The organism is Vibrio sp. 397 (assembly GCF_033339395.1).
In the GTDB taxonomy this organism is placed as follows: Bacteria; Pseudomonadota; Gammaproteobacteria; order Enterobacterales; family Vibrionaceae; genus Vibrio; species Vibrio alginolyticus.
In genome coordinates this window covers 616,903-636,593 of sequence record NZ_JAWOUN010000001.1, presented here as the reverse complement: position 1 = coordinate 636,593, position 19,691 = coordinate 616,903, and the positions used below count along the sequence as shown (strand labels likewise).

The window sequence follows — 19,691 nt, the reverse complement described above, 5'->3', positions numbered from 1 at the left end:
AAGAACTATGTTTCGACGAGAAATACAAGAGCGCGAAAACTGGCGTGAATTAGCACGCCAGTTTGGTTTTGGTTTCCATACCATGTATGACCAACCGTATTGGGATGAGAGTGCTTACTATCAATTCACGCTGGAGCAAATTGAGCGCGATATAGAAGCGCCCACTGAAGAGCTGCATCAGATGTGCCTGGCTATTGTGGATGAAGTCGTTCGGAGTGAGCGGTTGCTGACGCAATGTGCGATCCCTGAATCTATGTGGGAGCAGGTCGCTTCTTCATGGAGACGAAGCGAACCTTCGCTTTATTCGCGGCTGGATTTCGCGTACAACGGGACCTCGCCTGCAAAATTACTGGAAAACAATGCGGATACGCCAACCAGCTTGTTTGAAACTGGCTTTTGGCAGTGGGTGTGGCTAGAAGATGTTGTAAATAAAGGTCGAGTTCACCAGAGCGCGGATCAATTCAATATTCTTCAAGACTTTTTGATCGAGCGCTTTGCCGAAATAGCAAAATACCAACCAGGACAAACACTTCACTTTAGCTGCTGCAAGTACACTGAAGAAGATAAAGGGACTGTCCAGTATTTAGAGGATTGCGCGCGAGAGGCAGGGTTAGCAACGGCATTCGTGCATGTCGAAGATATTGGAGTGGCGGAAGATGGTCTGTTTGTGGATGCTGACGACAGAGCGATTCGTTGGATGTTTAAGCTTTACCCTTGGGAGTTTATGTTTGAAGAGGAATATGCGAAGTACTTAGCGACTGCGAACGTAAACTGGTTAGAACCGATGTGGAAGTCGATTCTATCCAATAAAGCACTTTTACCGTTATTGTGGGAGCGCTTTCCTAATCACCCGAACCTTTTGCCCGCTTATTTTGCTAACGATTCAAAAGCGAACACTATGAGAGATTGTGTCATCAAGCCACTATTTTCTCGAGAGGGCGCGAACATCGAGATCGTCATCGATGGAAAACGTTTTGTTAAAACGTCAGGGCCTTATGAATCTAAATTCAATATCGTCCAGCAATACCATCCACTACCTAAGTTTGGGCAAAACCATACGTTAATTGGCAGTTGGTTGGTCAATGATAGAGCTGCCGGTATTTCGATTAGGGAAGACAGTAGCTTAGTGACTCAAGATATGGCGCGGTATATTCCACATGTAATTTTAACATGATCAAAAAAGCTCTCCATTTGGAGAGCTTTTTGTCTATTCAGCCGTTCAATCTTGATGGTCGACAGCGTTGCGTCTATTGTTCTTCAGCTAATGCAACACCGCGCTGGGTAAGACCACATAACATCACTGGCATTGCATTGAAGATCTCTTCAAACTGCTCTAAGCCTTCCATACCTTGTTCGGCCAATGTTTCAATGGTTGTTTCTGGGTCGTAAAGCATAGTAAGAGAAAGTAAAACACCACCGAGTAGGGCATTATCTTCGCTATCCTCAGGCATCAACGTTTCCCAGTCATCACGCGCAAGTTGCCAGCCTTGTAATACACCTTCACAGAAATCGCGAGCCTGACTTGTTACAATGTCTTGCTCATCTAGCGCGCACCCTGCAGGCCACTGCCAAGTGCCTTCTAGGAGAGCGGGACGAGTTTGGTTCCACATTTGTACAATCTCGTCAATGTACTGCTCTAGTTGTTCACCGTCAGTAAATGGCGCTGTTTCTTCTCCACCCCATAAGAATGGCAACCACTCTTGAGGCATTAATACGTTTGGCGCTGCAGCCATCGCTGTTACAAAGCCTTGAGTTTTTGCTAGGTTTAGTAGTTTACCGTCAAGTTCTGGGAGAGAAAGGATGTCTTGTAGTTTCAAAATAGAATACCATTTGTTAATGGGCTGGTTGATTGCGCTCATCTTACCAATCAATTAGTGATAAATCGATATTAGGGAATGATTCACACATCTATGGAAATTCGCTCATCACTTAGAAAAAAAAGCATTCTCGCCCTAACACTTTACCTGTGCTTCTTTATCGCCACTATCGGTTCTGTCGCCTATTTGGTTGTTGAGCCACCGGTTAGACAAAAGCTAGAGCAAAACCTAGAGTTACGTACCCAACTCCTGGCTCTTGAGATAAAAGAGCCCCTCCTCAGTTCTACAGGTGTATTGAGCAGCTTAGTAGGGCTAGCCCAAGGGACTGAAAATATTCAATCTCTCAACACAATAATTCCACATATACTTCAATTGAGTGACAAGATGCTTGTTAGTGGTGGCGTATGGCCTAAACCCGAACTCAAAGCAGAACAATGGAGATATAAAAGTCTATTCTTCAATAAAAACAGTGATAGTGGTATTGACCAAATTCACTCCTACAATAACCCCGAATCTGGCGGTTATGATAATGAAGCCTGGTATGTCGCTGCCGCCGATGCTCCGGTAGGTTCTGTTAGTTGGTCTACGGTTTACATCGATACCTTTACTCAGGTCCAGATGATTACCGCGTCTTCTCCGTACTACCAAAACGGTCGATTCGCTGGAGTTGTAACGGTAGACCTATCACTTGATGCACTTTTTCAGTTTATTCGAGAGCACACGAACCAGCATTCTTTGGGGGTAGTGGTTCGCGATGCTGACTCAAACGTGATTATTGAACACAACTTTCAACTGACGGACGAAATTTATGTCAGCGAGCTTGATTTCGGAGAGTTCGATTGGCGCATGGAAGTTGTCAACGCAAAAGCTAAAGTCGCCGATCAAGTGTTTGAACAAGTGATGAGCGTTGAGGGGAGGATCATTCCATTTTTGCTCTTGTGTGTCTTGGTCGGTTACTACTTACTGAATCGCTATATTGTTGAACCAATTGTTCGCATTGCCGCTAAGATTGATGACTCGAAAACTGGTGGGATCATAGATATTGACTACGATAGCGATGACGAAATCGGACAGCTTATCGAGAAGTTCAATGAAAAGACGATCTATTTAGAGCAGGAGAGAATAAAAGCTCAGGCTTCGACAAACGCTAAAACGGCATTCTTAGCCACATTGTCCCACGAGATTCGCACACCAATGAACGGTGTACTAGGAACTGCCCAGATACTGTTAAAAACACCACTTACCGATGAGCAGCGTAAGCACCTGAGAACACTTTATGATTCAGGTGATCACATGATGACATTACTCAATGAGATTTTAGATTACTCAAAAATTGAACAAGGGCATGTTGAGTTTGAAAATAAGCCTTTCCCAATTGAGTCGATTATCGGCAGTATCAAGAGTGTTTATCAAACGCTATGTGCAGAAAAAGGTCTTCGCTTTAGAGTAGTCTCGCATTTACCAACGGGTCGTTGGTACAACAATGACAAAGCCCGTTTGCGTCAAGTACTGTTCAATCTACTCAATAACGCTGTTAAGTTCACCGATCGTGGCATCGTAGAGGTAGAGCTAGCCGAGAAATCGAGTAAGGCTGGCACCAAGCTGATACTAAAGGTAAAAGATACAGGGATTGGTATTTCAAAAGAGGCACAAAAACGCATTTTTCGTCCTTTTGAGCAAGCAGAGTCATCAACGACTAGACGGTTTGGTGGTACAGGGCTTGGTTTAGCAATAGTCAAAGAAATCGCGGAACATATGGGTGGGCAAGTGGTTGTAGAGAGTCAGGAGGACGCTGGAACGACTTTTACTGTCGAAATTGCCCTTACACCTTGCAAGCAGGGTAAAGTAGAGTCAATCAATACACATAAATTGAACTGTAAAGGGTTGAAAGCACTCATTGTTGAAGACAACCGAACAAATGCGATCATTATGGAAACTTTCCTCCGAGCCAAGGGCTTTGAGTGCACAAGTGTCGAAAATGGTCAGCTTGCAGTCGATGAGGTTGCGATCAAACCATTTGATTTGATACTGATGGATAATCATATGCCTGTTCTAGATGGCGTTGGGGCCATATCAGCCATTCGAGCAATGAGTTCACCTGCTAAGTCGGTACTGATTTTTGGCTGTACAGCGGATGTGTTCAAAGAAACACAAGAGCGTATGATTAATGTAGGAGCAGACCACATAATAGCGAAACCAATAGTGGAGTCTGAATTAAATGATGCACTGTATCTTCATGCGACACAGTTATATCAGTACCAATCGGACTTTGATGGAAATGCAGCAGATAGCTTTAATGCTGAAAAGTGGTTACTCAACTTCTATGTCGCTCTAGATAATGGACATCTTAATGAAGCACTTGAGGCTATTTCAGCGATCATTGCGGAGGCTCCCCTTGAACTCAGTGGCGACGTTTCTTCAGTCGCCGAACGGATAAGAAGTAACTTAAAGCGTCAGCAATCCCCGGACCAAGATGATATCGATACATTAACGATTTTGCTGGCCTCACCATAACTGAATCAATATGGCGCAACTGTGAATTGTTCTTACTATTCATACGTCATCCAGCGTCGTCACAAACTCTTCTAACCTGCAATGAACAGGCTTGCAGTTTTACTTTTACGAGTAAAGCAGCAAGACCTTCTACTGTGATTATATCGGTAATACTCTGAATTTTCGCAGCTTGGTAGCATAAGCTATAGGAGTGACTGTTTACAGTCCGAGTTTTGTTCTAACTTTACGTCAAAATAATTATCGTAACCCCTTTTTATGTAAGTGAAATCCGTGTTTTTGTACCATTTTTACGTAATTTTAGGCGTTTTTACTCGCCATTGGTGAAAAAAACTACTTTTACTTTAAAAGTTGGTTATAAATTTACAACTTAATTTTAAATACAGAGCCATAAGCTAGTTTTTGTGTGTTCTAATTGCATCATTAACTGGCTTGATGTCTTTTTAGTGGTTAATAGTTTTATTATCTTTATTAATTGCAGTGTTTGATTTTAAGGGTTTTGTAAATGAAGTCTCGTGGACCATTTTGTATTCGTCACGCCGCAGCGGATACCTTTGCTATGGTTGTTTTTTGCTTTATCACAGGGATGATTGTCGAGATTTTGATTTCAGGGATGACATTTGAGCAATCTCTAGCATCGCGTACGCTATCGATTCCAGTGAATATCGCCATTGCTTGGCCGTATGGGGTTTTTCGTGATTGGATGCTGCATCAAGGTAGTAAGGTGTCACCGTCTTCCTTTATGAAGAACATCTCTGATCTGGTCGCTTATGTACTATTTCAATCTCCAGTTTATGCGGGTATTTTATTCGCAGTTGGCGCGTCTACAGATCAAATTGTGACCGCAGTGGCAAGTAACGCTGTTATTTCTTGTGGCATGGGTGTGTTGTATGGGTACTTCTTGGACATGTGCCGCCGTTGGTTCCGTGTTCCCGGTTATTCTCAAAGCATGTAAATGCCCCAGTTTTGCTCAATTTAGTTACTTAGTGAGCAATCGATTCGAAAAGGGCGCTTTTTTTTATGTTTAGCCTTGACCATCAGGCACATAATCATTAAATTAGCGCCTCGTTAGCCAATGACGCTAACCAAAATTTGATTCGGTGAGTTGTCCGAGTGGCTGAAGGAGCACGCCTGGAAAGTGTGTATACGGCAACGTATCGAGAGTTCGAATCTCTCACTCACCGCCACATTCTATAAGCCCTTGTCGTGTAAGAACTTCTTATAATACAGGGGTTTGGTGTTTTAATGTAAGCTGCCTACTGGTACAAAGAGTAGGTACAATGTCGAACATCATGGCAAGTCCTTATAAGCATCCTCAAACTGGTGTTTACTACTTTAGAATGGCTGTCCCCAAAAAGCTGGTTCCTATAATCGGTAAGACAGTCTTCAAGAAATCTCTTCAAACGAAAAACCTTTCTGAAGCAAAGCAGCGATTTCCTCAGCATCTTGATGATGCGCTCAAGCAAATCGACTTCGCTAATTTAAAGCTATCTAATTCATCTGATATTGAGCTTAATGTCCGTGATTGCGCGATCATTGCCGAGCGTTGGTATCTGCGTGTCAAAGATGAGGTTGATGGTAATGGTAACTATGATTGCTATCTTCGATATGAATGGTATGGCGTTGAGGGCGATAAGCGTCTCCACGTATTCGGCTTATCTGACACATTTGAGTTTAGTGGTCTAGATGCGTCAAAAGCTACTGAAGAGGAATACCAAGAGCTTTTGGAAGGCTTGAAAGATTTCATTGAAGAACAGCTAAAGATAGAAGGTTTAGTTGTATGTGAGACAAGCGCTTCATATAGACGTTTGGTTTACGCTTTTTACGATTACGCCCGTCGAGTTGAGTCTCTCTGTTTGGCTCGTCACAAGCGAGACTTTGGGTATGAGCCAGTGACCACTCCAATCGCTAGTGAGTCCCTTTCAGTGTCTAAGCCTGATAAGATACCGTCTAGGGCTTTGAAACCATCTCAGAACTCCATTTCGAGCCTATTGAAGCGTTACCTTGAGTCTGCATCTATTAATGGCAAAGCTTCTCAATCCTTGGCAGAGGTTGAGTCTCAGATAGAGCGTCTTATAGAGATAATAGGGGATCTAGATGTTGCTGATGTAACGAGAGGTCATATCTCAAAATACAAAGATACCCTGTTACAATTGCCTAAGTCTAAAGCTAAAGAGATTAGAAACAAATCAGTACCTGAGCAGCTTGAGCTTGTTAAAACAAAAGGGCTTGAGACAATCTCTCCTTCAACCGTTAAGACTATTCTCAGAAAGACTTCTCCTGTATTTGGCTATGCTGTTGAGCTTGGTCTGATAGACGTCAACCCGTACAAAGGCGTAACACTTCCTAAAGTACAGAATAAGTCTGCGGTAGCGGAAGCTAAAGGTTTTACTCCTAGTGAGATCAATCAGTTATTTAAGCTAGATATATTCACTGATGTCACTGCTAGTAAGCCTTATGGCATGGCTTGTTATTGGGTGCCTCTTCTATGCAGGTATACGGGTTCTCGGATTGAAGAAATGGTTCAACTTAGAAGTTCAGATATACAACGATCAGACGAAGATATTCACTTTATTTATGTTCGTGAGGGTGAAGAGCAGAACGTAAAAAACGTTAAGTCTGTTCGACAAGTACCGATTCATGAGCACCTCATTGATTTAGGCTTTTTGGATTATGTGGCGTCCTGTGGAGAGTTTCTATTCCCTGAGCACAAGCCAAACAAACACGGTAAAAGGTCTGGTGCTATTGGTAAATGGTGGAGTAAACAGGTCAAGACGGTAGGCATAACCAAGCAGCCATCACACTCGTTTAGGCACTCTTTGAGAACAGTTTTGCGTGGTCTAGGAGTGGTTGATTCTGTTAGTGATGCTATCACTGGTCACGCTCCGGCTAATATCGGTGCAGCATACGGTACGGTTGATATGAAGGCTAAGAAGAAAGCAATAGACTGTTTGCCTAGGTTGGCTGTCCCACGTCTTTGGTAGCTTTTCGTTAATGTATTTACACTGTTGTGTACACCTAAAGTCTCCCCACTGTTCACACGTGTACACTTTGGTCTTAAATAGCCCGTAGGCCTTGTGGTATAAGGCTTACGAGCTCGCAATGTCATTTCTAAAAGTCGTAGTTTTCGGTTACGTTAGGAGCTTTATTTCCACTATTTTTATCTTGAATACTCCCTTCGATAGTCCCAGCTTGTTCCAGCCACTTACTCCGTTGAGATATCGAGATACCTAATTGAGATCCCCTAGTGACCTTTCTTAAACCTTCCCTGAAGATATCCTCTCCAAAGAACTCAATGAGGCGGCTGATGCTATTTGAGACGTCTTTAATTTGCTTTTGCTCCCACTGCTCATCATCTTTGTCAGATATATTATCTTTGCCCTTAAAAGCATCTGAGAGGCGTCTAATCTTCGGAAACCCCTTAGAGTCCCAGCAGCTTTGGGGTAGGTAATAACGTGACTCCAAGCCAAACTGGAGGCCTTCAACAAAGCTCTCTAAGTCGTTCATCTCGATGTCAGTCCCTAATGCTTCTTTACAAGCTTTTAAGCCGTTAGCAATGTGTGCAGCCTGACCACGACTACATCCAACAAGCTCACATACTTGAGAGACGCTCAGGTCAAACTCTCGGTTAACAATTAGCTTGCGAAACTGAGCTTGCATTACTTCATCCTTAGTAACTCCAACCCCATGCGCTTGATTGACATCTTGGGCTGCTGAGAATGCCTCAGCGTAAGTACGGTTTTCTATGATCAACGAGTTAATCATCAATTCAGCATCAGGGTTTTCTTCAAGGTACTTCAAACAAGCTCCAGTGCGGTGGAAACCATCCACTACGTAATACTTATCATCAACCACAAAAACAGTGATAGGCTGCCTTATAGGCTGTCCATTACGAAGGTCTTCAAGAATCTCCTTGCTTTGACTCTCTTGCTTAATCTCTTGCGCTGAACGTACTCGTTTGTCTTTAATGAGCTCAACGTCACGGGCTTGCATCGCGGGATCGAGTATGAGAGTTCGAGGGTCTAAATACGCAAATCTGCTATCTGCCATGAATTGATTCATAGTGTGTTATGTACCTGTAGGTCTATGACTGATTATTAATGTTTCTCTTTTTGGTTTGATTGGAACCCTAGGAGGGGGGAGGGTTCGGGGTAATACATATCGAATATGATTGCGGCTAGTAGTAATCTTTACACCAAATGAGCGGATCGTTTTTTCATTTTTTTGTGATTACGGTATTTTAAGCTTTTACCAAGGCTCTTTGGACTGTGGATAAGGAGACTCCCACTTCGGAGGCGATCTTTCTTAAAGACATTCCTTGTGAACGTAGCTCAGCGATACGCTGGTGGTTAGTTGTGTTAGTTGGTCTACCTTTATACTTCCCTGCTGCTTTAGCTTTCTCAATGCCTTCCTGACGTCTTTCCTGAATCATTGCTAACTCGAATTGAGCTACAGCTCCTAGCATGTTCAGCATGAGCTCAGACATATGATCGCTTCCACCAGCATTAAAGCTTAGGTTTTCCTTGTGGAATCTCACGCTAACACCTTGGTTAGTCCAGTCGTTTATTAGCTGCTTTAAATCAACCAAATTACGCGCTAGGCGGTCGATGCTATGAACGTGGATTGTATCTCCTTCTCGAACGTAGTCTTTAAGAGCTTCTAACGCTGGCCGTTTAGTTGAGCCACCACTGCATTTATCTGTAAAGCTCTTATCAAAGGTGATACCAGAATCTGTAAGTTGACGGTCTGTATTTTGGTCTGTGGTCGAAACTCGCAGATAAGCTATGTGTGCCATTAGGTGTACCCGTTTAACTCTTAGATGTTAGAAATTTTATTGTGGTCACAATGCAAATTCAACCCTATTGGGTACTGTTTGATCAAGGTTTGACCGTAGTCGTTTGGGTATACCTAACAACTACACGGTTAGCTAACCATAACTAGTTAGGCTGACAGTTTCGTTGTGCCTGAGAGTTTAACAATATGCAGTTATTGAAATTCTCTTTCTTAAAACTCTATACAGTATTAATTTCTATAAAAATTAGTGTTTTAATAAATAATGTGGATCAAATTGAGTATTAAAGGAAATATTGTGAAATTTAGTGGAAAACTAGCAGTTGCAGGAATAGTCATATCTGCTTTAGGGATAGTGATATCAACAGTTCTCAGTTTGGCAGCGTTAAGCCAGAGCAGGTCTATTGCTGTTGAATCGGGCTCTTTGAAGAAAGCAGACATTCATGTATTTCTAGGTCAAGCTGAGTTGTTACCTAACAGGCGTCAACAAATTGTATTTGGGGTCAAGAAAGATGAGGTAGAGAGTGGTTTAGTGATTGCTCCATATACTATAGGTATAGAAAACGCAGGTGATGACAAATTAGAAAATACTTATATAACCTTTCGGTACAACAAAATACTAGATAGAGAAAATCTAGAATACCTTGAATTTAAAGCTGTTGGAGCGATTGTAGATGGTGCCTTTTCGAGGAAGTTCAGTAGCGCTGGTGCAGCAGATTATGTGACATACAATATCCCAGTCATCAACCCTTCTGTAACATTAGGAATAGATGAGCCATTCATTTTGTATGAAACTGAAGTGGTTGAAAGTGTTGAGGTTGAGGGTCATGCAACAGTTACATATAGAGTGGCGTACTCGATAAATGTCAAGGTAAGTGTAAGTTCAAGTTCATCAGAACTACAAGACTATGATTTAGATATTAGCGCTATCTCATCTCAAAACCTAGATGAGCTTCAAGACAAGTATGAAGCAGAAGTACAAAGTGAAATTGACAACCTTCGCTCAGCTCTTTCCTTCATTGATTATCTGAGTGTTTTGCTCTTTGATAATGACATGAAGAGTACAGTGTTAATCTACCCACATAACCGATTGTATCGAGGAGATAGCTACTCCATCTATTATCCCGATGTAGACCAGATAGACTACAGAACTGTTTGGTATAGGCCTGCAAGATGGAGAAATCTATTTAACTAGCCATTAATAGGCGATGTAATGGAAATCCATGGTTGGATGAGTAGTAGAATATAGCCTGTATTATAAGGGGTCGAGTTACCAAGTGTGCCCCTTCAACTTGATAAGGGATGGTACAAAAAACTGGTACAAATTCTTAAAGTGGTGTATTGTTAACTTGTTGATTTTAATTGTTTTAAACTTGGTAGCTAGCAATCGAGAGTTCGAATTTCTCACTCACCGCCACATTATAAAAGGTCTGATTTATTAGGCATTTTTTCGTATCTACACTAAAGTAATGCGTCATTGAAAGTACACAAGAGTGCTCAAGGTGCAAGCGCCATTCTATCTACAAGCCAACTATTCACATCTCACCTCTATACAACGCCAAAATTGAAGATGCTATACAGAGGCAGCCATAATCTGATTGGTGCGGGTTAGCACATCCGCTTTAATCTAGAATTTAGCACCCATATCACATGAGGTATGAATACGGCCACAAGAATGAACGTAGTGCTACTAGATGCTAAGCAAAACAGCCATGAACACGAATACAACAGCAATCATACCAAAGAGATCTGTGTTTAGATTGAGGTCATCAGGGTTAAATTTTTCAATGCTTTGCGTCGTTTTGCATCTTATCTTCATGTTCTTGTCCTTATTTCATGTACGATTTCAACAGCAACATAACATGCAATTGAGTGTTCACAAGTCATAAAAAGCATAAGTATACTTGCACCTCATTGAGCGCAAAAAATACTCAAAGCGTTTTAAAGTGGCGGTCTACCTTTTGTAACATCAAATATTCTTTCTGTTTTGTGCCTGTATCGCTATAGTTGAGAAACGGTTATCTCGTTCTAGTTAGGAACAAACTACTGGCTGCCGCTACATTCTCTCAGCGTTCCCACTCAGTCGCCTTGGGTAGATACTTTAGTCGTTGAGTACTGCAAAAAAACGCCGCATGAGCAGCGGCGCTTTGTTGAGGAATTCCCTTTCCTACTTGTAGCTAAGTTCTGTCGCTTTGCCTTTGAAGATCCGGTATACCACAAAGGTGTAAAGCAATATCACCGGCATAACAATCATCACACCGTAGCCCACGATTATTAACGTCGCAGGCGAGGAGGCAGCTTGTTGTGCGGTCATTAATCCCGGCACAACTTCTGGGAAGAAGCTATACGCAAGCCCGAGAAAGCTCAACGCGAAAATGACAGTGACACCAAAGAAAGGCCAGCGCACACCCAGATCATTCACCATTGGAACCTGACGCAAATAGCGATCAACTAGGAAGATGGTTGCCAATACAATTAACGGAACTGGGGCAAGCAACAAGATTTCTGGGAAGCTGAGCCAACGCAAGGCAACTTGTTGATTTACAATTGGGTTTACAACGCTAACCACCAAGATTCCTAAGGCTGCTAACCAACCAGCACGGCGAGACCAACGGGCCGAGCGTATTTGCAAATCACCTTCCGTTTTTAGTACTAACCATGCGCCACCGATGTAAACGTACGCCGCCGCTACACAAAGTGCGCTTAACCAAGCAAAGCCAAATGCTTCGGTTGATTGTTCAAATCCCATGATGTAACGACCCACCATGTAGCCTTGGGTTAGCGCGGTGACTAACGAGCCAATTCTGAAGCACCAATCCCAGTGAGGTTTATGATCCGAGTTCGCTTTGGCTCGGAAGTCGAACGCCACGCCACGCATGATCAGTGCGATAAGCATAATCGCGGTCGGCATATAAAGTTCCGTCAAAATCAAGCTATGAGCAGTAGGAAAGGCAATCAGCAGAATACCGACGGCTAACACCAACCACGTTTCATTCGCATCCCAGAAAGGGCCGATAGACGCTATCATTCGGTCACGTTGCGCTTCATTATCACTCGGTAAAAGGATACCGACGCCAAGATCGTAGCCGTCGAGCACGGCATACATAAAGACCGAGAAGCCAAGCAGCAGAAGATAAATTTCTGGTAGATAGTCGAGCATGATTAGGCCTCTTGTTGTGTCAGTGGGACTTCATGGGCTGCAACGTCTTTGCGCGCCAAATAGAATAGGGTATGGATGTACGCAACCAGCAATGCAGCATAAATGGCTAAGTACATAATGAGCGAAGTCATCACGCTACTGCTCGCAACCGTGGTGACGGCTTCGGATGTTCGCAATACACCGCTGACCAACCAAGGTTGTCGACCAATCTCAGTAACATACCAACCCGCCAGTGTGGCTATCCAACCAGAGAACGTCATGGCTAATACCGTGTACAGGTAAGGTTTAGGTAGCGCTTTTTTACGTGCTAGCTTCACCGCGCCATACCAGCTAACAAGCAACATAAGGACACCAACACCAACCATCACGCGGAAACCAAAGAACAAGGGCTTCACTGGCGGGTGGTCAGGTGCAAACTCGTTAAGTCCTTGGATTTCCCCATCTAAGTCATGCGTAAGAATCAAACTCGCCAGCTTTGGGATGCCCACTTCAAAATCATTGCTGCGAGTTTCTTCATTTGGCATCGCAAACAGAAGAAGAGGCGCGCCTTGCTCGGTCTCCCACACGCCTTCCATCGCTGCGATTTTTGCAGGTTGATGTTCAAGCGTGTTTAACCCGTGAAGGTCACCGACAAAGATTTGAATTGGGATGAATCCAGCCGCCGCGAACAGCGCGACTTTTAGGCCAAGTATGGCTGAGCGGTGATCTGGCTTTTTCATTATTTGATAAGCTGAGATACCCGCAATCAAGAAGCTGGCAGTCAGCGCCGATGCTAATAGCGTGTGCAGAAGACGGTAAGGTAAAGAAGGATTGAAAATAACTTCCTTCCAACTGGTTACATGTACAATTCCGTCAATCACTTCATAGCCACTTGGTGTGTGCATCCAGCTGTTAAGCACTAGAATCCAAAACGCGGACATACTTGTCCCAACAGCAACCAGAACGGTGGCGAGAGTATGAACCCATTCCGGCACTCTTCCTCGTCCAAAAAGCATCACGCCAAGGAAGGTGGCTTCCATAAAGAAGGCGGTCATCACTTCGTATCCGAGCAATGGTCCTGCTACGTTACCGACTCGTTCCATAAAGCCTGGCCAGTTGGTACCAAACTGGAAACTCATCGTAATGCCGGATACCACACCTAAGGCGAAAGTAAGAGCGAATATCTTGACCCAGAAGTAATAAACATCGAGCCATACGGGGGCTTGGGTGCGGTTATATCGCCACTTGAAAAACACCAACATCCATGCCAACGCGATGGTTATGGTCGGGAAGAGAATGTGAAAGCTGATATTGGCCGCGAACTGGATCCGCGACAGCATGAGGGTATCTAACATCTTGGTTCCTCAAAAACGTGCCATACTAAAAATCGTGTCTATCTGTAATTTAGTTACGAAAAGTCGGGCAGTTTGGATTCATGTATCGAGAAATACAGGTGATTCTGTTTTCTTCTAACCATGATTTATATCAACTAAGGGAAAGAAAGGAGTGTAGGAAATTGTCTCAAAATGCCACTAATAGTCGCGAGAAGTGAGTAAAAGAAAGCAAATGTAACTGAAGGAGCATGGATTAAGATTAGTTCGAATTATCCTTATGATGGTTTCGATAATCCTGAAATAAAATTACAAAAACAATATTTTTAGTAAGGAAAATTGCCTTGCCTTCACTTTGAACCTCCATACTATTTATACACTAGTCATGTCGAGATCATCTCAAACACAGCAAACTTACTGGCAGTTAAGGTGGGAAACTTTAGCTAATTGATAAACTTAAAATTGCACTGCTAATGACATATGCATCATAAGTTCGTTAGCACTCGACCAGAAGTGCGATAGGCTACATTTTTATACTAGCGAACGATTTGGCGCTAGGTAATTCGGCTTTCACTAGACCAACAAGTCGACTGCGGAGCATTTTCGATTTCTGATGAGTTTCAATCCAAACTGACACTTACTTTTCAGCAAGTGTGCTAGTGTCTTTCTTATTATTTATTAAATAATTAATAGATGCCGATATGGTAAAGAGAGTTGTGGACAGCTATCTCGAGCAGTAGACTGGCGCTAGCCAGAGAGTCTGACTTTGAGGGGGGCATTCTACATGAATTTTGGATTCTGCCACCGCAAAGCTGATATTGAATTTGATGGAGATGGATAATGAATGACAGTTGGGCTAATTTCTTTCCTTACTTTGCTGGAGCTTTTAAGCTTATTGTATTAGGGATAGGAGCCTACTTAGCCATTAAATGGCATTTTGACGAAGAGCGAAGGGTAAGAGAAGCGGAAGGTGTGGTGTTTGATAACCCAAGTCTCATGAAAAAGTTTGCGAAGACGCTAACTCTGCCATTCCTTTTGTGTCTTCTCGTTCTTCTTGTTATATATGCTACCAACTGGTTCCTGTATTGACGGCTTTATTGTTTGTTGTAGTAAAGCTGAATGCTGCCGCCTCTGAGAGTCGAGCCGTAGTTGAAGTTAACGCCTATGCCGAAATTGTCCAACCAATCAAAGGGCTTTGGTGCATAAAATAGCCATCCTATAGAAGCTTCGTAGTAATGCGGACTTCCCAGTTCATCGCTTAAATCATGCGAAAGGTCGACTCTTTTAATCCCGGTAAATAAAGCCTGCTCACCGTGATAAATATTGTAGTAACCGGTGATTTCATTAGATAGGTACCAACCTTTAGGGTTGCCTATATTGCCGTTATTTGCGCTTCCCCAGCTGTGCCCAATGAATGAATTCAATGTCGAACTGGCATGCCATTTCCCCCAAATTGTGGGAGACGTGTATTTGGCTTTAATGGATGGTTGAACTATTGCCGCCCATGCTGAAACGTTAACGGCACGGCCGTCTAGGATTCTTCCAATGATGGATGAAAGTTTATTATCGGTAGAGAATGAGTTTTTATAACGCATAAGGTGAGTCGTCGTTCTGGTGCTAAGGGTGACGTTTTCACTTGCTTTGTATAGATACCCATAACCAATCGATGCACCGTATGTCCTTTCCTTGAGAAGATCCTTACTTGTGCCGAATAGTTTGAGATCATTCTCTGTTTGTATCGTAAATGCCTTAAACGACAGCTCATGTAAGTCCTCGCTGCCCTCTATGTCAAAGTTAGTCGTGTAAGGGAGAACATATACGGATTTGCTTCGACGTTCATTGATTGACTCGTCAGTCCCGAACTCTGGGTTGGCGGTATCAAATAATGCATTCGGATCAAAGTCGCCAATACCAAACGCAATTGCGTCAGTGTCGGACAGCAAAACCGCGATAGAAAAACGTTGTTGGAGAAGGTTGCTAATTTCCTTATCTAGTGGATCCGCTTGAGCTGTGTTAGGAAGAGAGAGTAGGAGAGCGAGCGAAACTACTCGCCACTCCACTGAGGCGAAGTTGGGTTGGAACATTTTGGCTCTTTCAAATGGTTCATGCATGGAGTTTTTGGACGTACCGGTACGCTAACATTAGTTTAATCGTTGAATGGTCGGTGTAACTTTGAGAAATCTATGTTTTCTCATATTGATATGAAAAAGTTCCTTAAACGAGTTTAGCTTCAATGTGTATGCTGCACCAGATTTGTTTAGCAACATCATTCTTTTCTGAAGATGTAGCAAGACTTTGTGACTAGGTTGCATTATTTTCTTTAATGCGTCTCTTGAGAGGAAAATAGCAAACTTTTTTATTGCCTTGGCGCTCAAGAAAATCTGAATCGTTCACTGTGCTACTGGTTAACTTCGAAAACTTGTAAGCATCCTGTCTGCCAACATCACGACTAACATCATCAAGGAGTACCCTTAAATACGTCAGATAAACAATGGTTTTTTTGAGCTTTAGAAGAAATGTTCGGACCTTTGCATATTCCGCGGTGGTGCTCAATCCAAGAACTGTGTTTTGTATGTGTTCTCAGTAAATCATTGAGTCGATCTATTCTTCAAAATGTGGTCCCTTTTAATTCACTTTCTGTTACATATTTTTCGTTTTGAAAGAGCATTTTAATTTGCATCTTTTGAAAAGATCTCTTTGTTAAATTTTGTATAAAATCAACTAATTGTTGAAATTAGAACCCTTGTCAAAAAGTCATTAGATTTCATGTTGAATAGCCTCTTTTACCTAATAGTATACTCTATTTGTTTGATATAATTTCCGGCAGTTTGTATACCATAAATAAAGAGAGTCTATTCATGTTCCAGAACTTAACGATCAAGCAGAAGATAGTGATTCCGCTGTCATTGATTATTGGATTGTTTATTGTGAGCTCTGTATTAAACGTTATGACAAGTTGGAAGCAATCTGAATTGAGTGAGACACTCAACGAACAGATCGTGCCGAACTTATTAACGATTGAGGATGCTTACCGCGATCTTTACCAAGCTACATCTGCAATCCAAGGTGTTGCTCTTTCTGATACTCAAACCGATATTGATCACCACATCGGTGAATACAAAGACAACGCATACAAAGCGCTGCCGCGTATGGAACAAATGATTGAGCTATCGCAAGCCGGTGTGACGCCTTCTACACATGGTAATGAAGTTCGAACGCTTGTCTCTTTGGGTGAAAAATGGTTAGCAAGTTATGAGGCGATGCTACGTTTACCTCAATCTCAATGGCGTGGTTACTACAATGAGCACAAACATACCTTTGAAGACCAATTTATCGAGGTTAGAGCGCAGCTTAACGTTGTAAAAGATGCAATAGAAGAAAAGCAAAGCCAATTGAAGGACGAAATATCAGCGGCTGCAACAAGAGCAGAACTCATTCTTGAAGCGGGCATTGTGATTGTTATTCTGGCCGCTATTGCGATGGCGTTTTTGTTGTTGCAAACGGTTGTGAAGCCTATCAATGATATTAAAAATGCGATGATAGAAATTGCGTCCGGTGAAGGTGATCTAAGTCAGCGAATCGATGTAAAAACACAAGACGAAATTGGCAATTTAGCAGACGCATTTAACCAGTTTGTGTCCAAAATTCAAATGACAGTCGCTCAGGTAATTGAAAGCTCAAATACCTTACGTAACGAAATGGCAAATCTTAGCTCGTTGACCACGACCATCGCGAATTCGACCGTTTCTCAGCAAAAAGATAGCGAGGCGGTAGCGGCGGCAGTGCATGAAATGCAAGTCACCAGCAGAAATGTAAGCGATAGCGCTAACGAAGCTGCGGTTGCGAGCCAAACAGCGAATGATGAACTTACCAATACCAATGTTATTTTGGATCAAACGGTTAGCTCAATTCGTAGCCTCGCAAGTGAAATCGAAAGCGCAAGCCACGTCATTAACACATTGGATCATGATGTGAGTAACATTGCGTCCGTACTGGATGTAATTCGTGGTATTGCCGAGCAAACAAACTTATTAGCGCTTAACGCAGCCATTGAAGCGGCTCGCGCTGGAGAGCAAGGGCGAGGCTTTGCTGTGGTAGCGGACGAGGTTCGTTCTTTAGCCAGTCGTACGCAACAGAGTACGGGAGAAATCCAAACCATGATTGAAAAGCTACAATCTGGTGCAGGACAAGCTGTAGAAGTGATGCGCGGTAGCCAAAATAGCAGTGATGAAACGATCAAGTCCGCTGGCCGAGCGAGTGAATCCCTTTCTGAAATCTTGAACGCGATTTCACGTATGAACGAGATGAATACACACATTGCAACGGCTGCGAGCCAGCAAAGTACAGTAAGTGACGAAGTAAATAGCAACGTACAAGGCATTGCAGACAGTAGCACTTCAATTGTGGAAATCGTAAACCAAGCGCAAGCTTCTTTAGCCATGTTGTCAGAGCAAACTCAACGTTTAGATCATCAGGTCAGTCAGTTCAAAGTATAAGCTTGAGAACAGCAATCTCACTGACGAAATAACCCGCTTCTTAGCGGGTTATTTTTTAGATAAGTGGCGAACCTGACTTGTGAAATTTCGACTATATTTACATTCCTTTCTCACTTTAGTTCGTATACCAGAGTGGGCAAATAACCCTAGACAGCGGTAACAAACTCTGTACAGCGTGATGATGCTTTTATCATCACTTTTGCTGCTTTTTAACCATTGCAATTGCACACAGGAAAATGTGATTTCCAACCCAAAATCTTCAAATTTGAGAACTTCATAACACCTTTACCATAAACGTTTTTCGTAAGCGTATAGAACTGTAAATTTTGTTGTATGTACAACACTGGGTATTTATCATCCTAATTAATTTGTTCTGGATATACATCCATTAGTCATTATTAAGTCATTCTAGAAGCTTTTAATAAGGAATCTTGAAGGCTTGTCGGTAGATAAGAGAGAAAAATTAATGAGACGTAAAACCACGCTATCTCTGCTGATTGCGTCGAGCCTTTTTGTGGTTGGATGTCAACCTAGCGAAGAAGGATCGAGCCAAGGTGGGGGGCCTGCGCCCGTAACCGAAGTAGAAGTGTTAACAGTGCAGCCAACGCGCCAAGCATTGACAGTAGAGTTGCCGGGTCGTAGCAGAGCATTCAAAGAAGCAGAAGTTCGTCCGCAAGTCACTGGCATTATTTCGGAGCGAAATTTTGTTGAAGGTGGCCTTGTTGAACAAGGACAGTCGCTATATCAAATTGATGATTCATCATTTCAGGCGGATTTGCTGAGCGCTGAAGCGGAATTAATCCGTGCGCAAGCTGCGGCAGAGTCGACCTATGCCACGGTGAAGCGTTACAGAACCTTGATCACCAAAAAATCCATCAGCCAACAAGACTTGGATGAAGCAGAAGCGGCATACAAAGAAGCGAAAGCGCAGGTCCTAGTCGCAAAAGCCAAGATCAACACAGCAAAAATCAACTTAGATTATACGCAAGTCAAAGCTCCGATTAGCGGGGTGATCGGTAAATCGAGTGTGACAGCGGGTGCGTTGGTTACGGCTAACCAAGCTGCCAAATTAGCGACCATTCAGCAGCTTGACCCTATCAATGTTGATATTGTGCAATCATCCGCGCAACTGCTGCGTTTGAAAGCATCACTCTCCCAAGGCCATATGCAAGAAGATGACTCTGCGCAAGTTACATTGATGCTTGAAGATGGCAGCACTTACGAACACAAAGGCACAATGAAATTTACTGAGGTCAATGTGAACGAAAGTACGGGCAGCGTGACGCTTCGTGCCGAATTCCCAAACCCTGACGGTTTGTTGCTACCTGGAATGTTTGTTCGTGCGACGGTCATTACTGGTGTCGACCCTGATGCGATTCTAATACCACAAAATACGGTATCTCGTGATGCGACAGGTAAAGCGACAGTGATGACGGTTAATGGCGAGAACAAAGTGGAAGCTAAACCAGTGAAGACTGCCGAAGCGATCAATAGCCAATGGCGCATTATTGATGGTTTGAACGCGGGTGATAAAGTCATTACCGCCGGTTTACAAAAGGTAGGGCCAGGCAGTTCGGTAACTATCCAAAACGGTGAACAGGAGTAA

Annotated in this window: 15 protein-coding genes and 1 tRNA gene; 9 read left to right on the top strand and 7 right to left on the bottom strand. The window is 43.0% G+C overall.

Annotated elements, in window-relative coordinates; all coding sequences use genetic code 11:
* Positions 1–7 precede the first annotated feature (7 nt).
* Positions 8–1,174, top strand: a complete 1,167-nt coding sequence (locus R7P36_RS02835) for a glutathionylspermidine synthase family protein (protein WP_213899461.1) — start codon at positions 8–10, stop codon at positions 1,172–1,174.
* Positions 1,175–1,247: 73 nt separating this feature from the next.
* On the opposite strand, the gene R7P36_RS02830 is transcribed toward R7P36_RS02835, so the two are convergent.
* The gene (locus R7P36_RS02830) at positions 1,248–1,859 is read right to left on the bottom strand and encodes a YecA family protein (protein ID WP_005378278.1); all 612 of its coding nucleotides are present in this window, start codon (positions 1,857–1,859) and stop codon (positions 1,248–1,250) included.
* A gap of 51 nt (positions 1,860–1,910) precedes the next feature.
* Here R7P36_RS02830 and R7P36_RS02825 point away from each other — a divergent pair, with 51 nt between their 5' ends.
* The 4 genes from R7P36_RS02825 (at position 1,911) to R7P36_RS02810 (ending at position 7,312) form a co-directional block, all read left to right on the top strand.
* Entirely contained in the window at positions 1,911–4,331 is a 2,421-nt protein-coding gene (locus R7P36_RS02825; RefSeq protein ID WP_213899500.1) for a hybrid sensor histidine kinase/response regulator, read from the top strand.
* Positions 4,332–4,833: 502 nt separating this feature from the next.
* Positions 4,834–5,283: an L-alanine exporter AlaE gene (locus tag R7P36_RS02820; protein ID WP_025766903.1), complete on the top strand. Its 450-nt coding sequence runs from the start codon at positions 4,834–4,836 to the stop codon at positions 5,281–5,283.
* A gap of 144 nt (positions 5,284–5,427) precedes the next feature.
* Positions 5,428–5,515, top strand: a tRNA-Ser gene (locus R7P36_RS02815).
* A 93-nt stretch (positions 5,516–5,608) separates the two neighbouring features.
* Complete coding sequence (locus R7P36_RS02810) at positions 5,609–7,312, top strand: site-specific integrase (protein ID WP_069513720.1); 1,704 nt, start codon at positions 5,609–5,611, stop codon at positions 7,310–7,312.
* Positions 7,313–7,439: 127 nt separating this feature from the next.
* Here R7P36_RS02810 and R7P36_RS02805 read toward each other — a convergent pair whose 3' ends face one another.
* Complete coding sequence (locus R7P36_RS02805) at positions 7,440–8,378, bottom strand: hypothetical protein (protein ID WP_224723833.1); 939 nt, start codon at positions 8,376–8,378, stop codon at positions 7,440–7,442.
* Positions 8,379–8,568: 190 nt separating this feature from the next.
* Positions 8,569–9,123, bottom strand: coding sequence for a recombinase family protein (locus R7P36_RS02800; protein ID WP_069513722.1), 555 nt, complete (start codon positions 9,121–9,123; stop codon positions 8,569–8,571).
* 294 nt (positions 9,124–9,417) lie between these two features.
* Here R7P36_RS02800 and R7P36_RS02795 point away from each other — a divergent pair, with 294 nt between their 5' ends.
* Positions 9,418–10,314, top strand: coding sequence for a hypothetical protein (locus tag R7P36_RS02795; protein ID WP_213899672.1), 897 nt, complete (start codon positions 9,418–9,420; stop codon positions 10,312–10,314).
* 495 nt (positions 10,315–10,809) lie between these two features.
* Here R7P36_RS02795 and R7P36_RS02790 read toward each other — a convergent pair whose 3' ends face one another.
* The 3 genes from R7P36_RS02790 to R7P36_RS02780 all read right to left on the bottom strand — a co-directional run bounded on the left by R7P36_RS02790 (position 10,810) and on the right by R7P36_RS02780 (position 13,613).
* Positions 10,810–10,938: a hypothetical protein gene (locus tag R7P36_RS02790; RefSeq protein WP_005378275.1), complete on the bottom strand. Its 129-nt coding sequence runs from the start codon at positions 10,936–10,938 to the stop codon at positions 10,810–10,812.
* Positions 10,939–11,286: 348 nt separating this feature from the next.
* Positions 11,287–12,279, bottom strand: coding sequence for a cytochrome d ubiquinol oxidase subunit II (locus R7P36_RS02785; RefSeq protein ID WP_213899671.1), 993 nt, complete (start codon positions 12,277–12,279; stop codon positions 11,287–11,289).
* Between the two features lie 2 nt (positions 12,280–12,281).
* Positions 12,282–13,613 carry a cytochrome ubiquinol oxidase subunit I gene (locus R7P36_RS02780; protein ID WP_318122007.1) on the bottom strand — a complete coding sequence of 444 codons (1,332 nt, stop codon included), beginning with the start codon at positions 13,611–13,613 and terminating at the stop codon, positions 12,282–12,284.
* A gap of 816 nt (positions 13,614–14,429) precedes the next feature.
* On the opposite strand from R7P36_RS02780, the gene R7P36_RS02775 reads away from it, so the two are divergent.
* A complete protein-coding gene (locus R7P36_RS02775; RefSeq protein ID WP_005378271.1) occupies positions 14,430–14,678 on the top strand; it encodes a hypothetical protein in 249 nt (82 codons plus the stop codon).
* A 5-nt stretch (positions 14,679–14,683) separates the two neighbouring features.
* Here the strand turns inward: R7P36_RS02775 and R7P36_RS02770 are convergent, their stop codons facing one another.
* On the bottom strand, positions 14,684–15,673 hold the full coding sequence (locus R7P36_RS02770; RefSeq protein WP_017820055.1) for a Solitary outer membrane autotransporter beta-barrel domain: 990 nt from the start codon (positions 15,671–15,673) through the stop codon (positions 14,684–14,686).
* Positions 15,674–16,447: 774 nt separating this feature from the next.
* Here R7P36_RS02770 and R7P36_RS02765 point away from each other — a divergent pair.
* Positions 16,448–18,085: a methyl-accepting chemotaxis protein gene (locus R7P36_RS02765; RefSeq protein ID WP_213899670.1), complete on the top strand. Its 1,638-nt coding sequence runs from the start codon at positions 16,448–16,450 to the stop codon at positions 18,083–18,085.
* Positions 18,086–18,551: 466 nt separating this feature from the next.
* Positions 18,552–19,691 (top strand): efflux RND transporter periplasmic adaptor subunit, encoded by a 1,140-nt coding sequence (locus R7P36_RS02760; RefSeq protein WP_017635040.1) that lies wholly within the window; start codon positions 18,552–18,554, stop codon positions 19,689–19,691.

Bases quoted from the DNA above. Each gene is read 5' to 3' on its own strand.
- R7P36_RS02835 (WP_213899461.1), top strand. From the start codon at position 8: ATGTTTCGACGAGAAATACAAGAGCGCGAAAACTGGCGTGAATTAGCA.
- R7P36_RS02830 (WP_005378278.1), bottom strand. From the start codon at position 1,859: ATGAGCGCAATCAACCAGCCCATTAACAAATGGTATTCTATTTTGAAA.
- R7P36_RS02825 (WP_213899500.1), top strand. From the start codon at position 1,911: ATGGAAATTCGCTCATCACTTAGAAAAAAAAGCATTCTCGCCCTAACA.
- R7P36_RS02820 (WP_025766903.1), top strand. From the start codon at position 4,834: ATGAAGTCTCGTGGACCATTTTGTATTCGTCACGCCGCAGCGGATACC.
- R7P36_RS02810 (WP_069513720.1), top strand. From the start codon at position 5,609: ATGTCGAACATCATGGCAAGTCCTTATAAGCATCCTCAAACTGGTGTT.
- R7P36_RS02805 (WP_224723833.1), bottom strand. From the start codon at position 8,378: ATGGCAGATAGCAGATTTGCGTATTTAGACCCTCGAACTCTCATACTC.
- R7P36_RS02800 (WP_069513722.1), bottom strand. From the start codon at position 9,123: ATGGCACACATAGCTTATCTGCGAGTTTCGACCACAGACCAAAATACA.
- R7P36_RS02790 (WP_005378275.1), bottom strand. From the start codon at position 10,938: ATGAAGATAAGATGCAAAACGACGCAAAGCATTGAAAAATTTAACCCT.
- R7P36_RS02785 (WP_213899671.1), bottom strand. From the start codon at position 12,279: ATGCTCGACTATCTACCAGAAATTTATCTTCTGCTGCTTGGCTTCTCG.
- R7P36_RS02780 (WP_318122007.1), bottom strand. From the start codon at position 13,613: ATGTTAGATACCCTCATGCTGTCGCGGATCCAGTTCGCGGCCAATATC.
- R7P36_RS02775 (WP_005378271.1), top strand. From the start codon at position 14,430: ATGAATGACAGTTGGGCTAATTTCTTTCCTTACTTTGCTGGAGCTTTT.
- R7P36_RS02770 (WP_017820055.1), bottom strand. From the start codon at position 15,673: ATGTTCCAACCCAACTTCGCCTCAGTGGAGTGGCGAGTAGTTTCGCTC.
- R7P36_RS02765 (WP_213899670.1), top strand. From the start codon at position 16,448: ATGTTCCAGAACTTAACGATCAAGCAGAAGATAGTGATTCCGCTGTCA.
- R7P36_RS02760 (WP_017635040.1), top strand. From the start codon at position 18,552: ATGAGACGTAAAACCACGCTATCTCTGCTGATTGCGTCGAGCCTTTTT.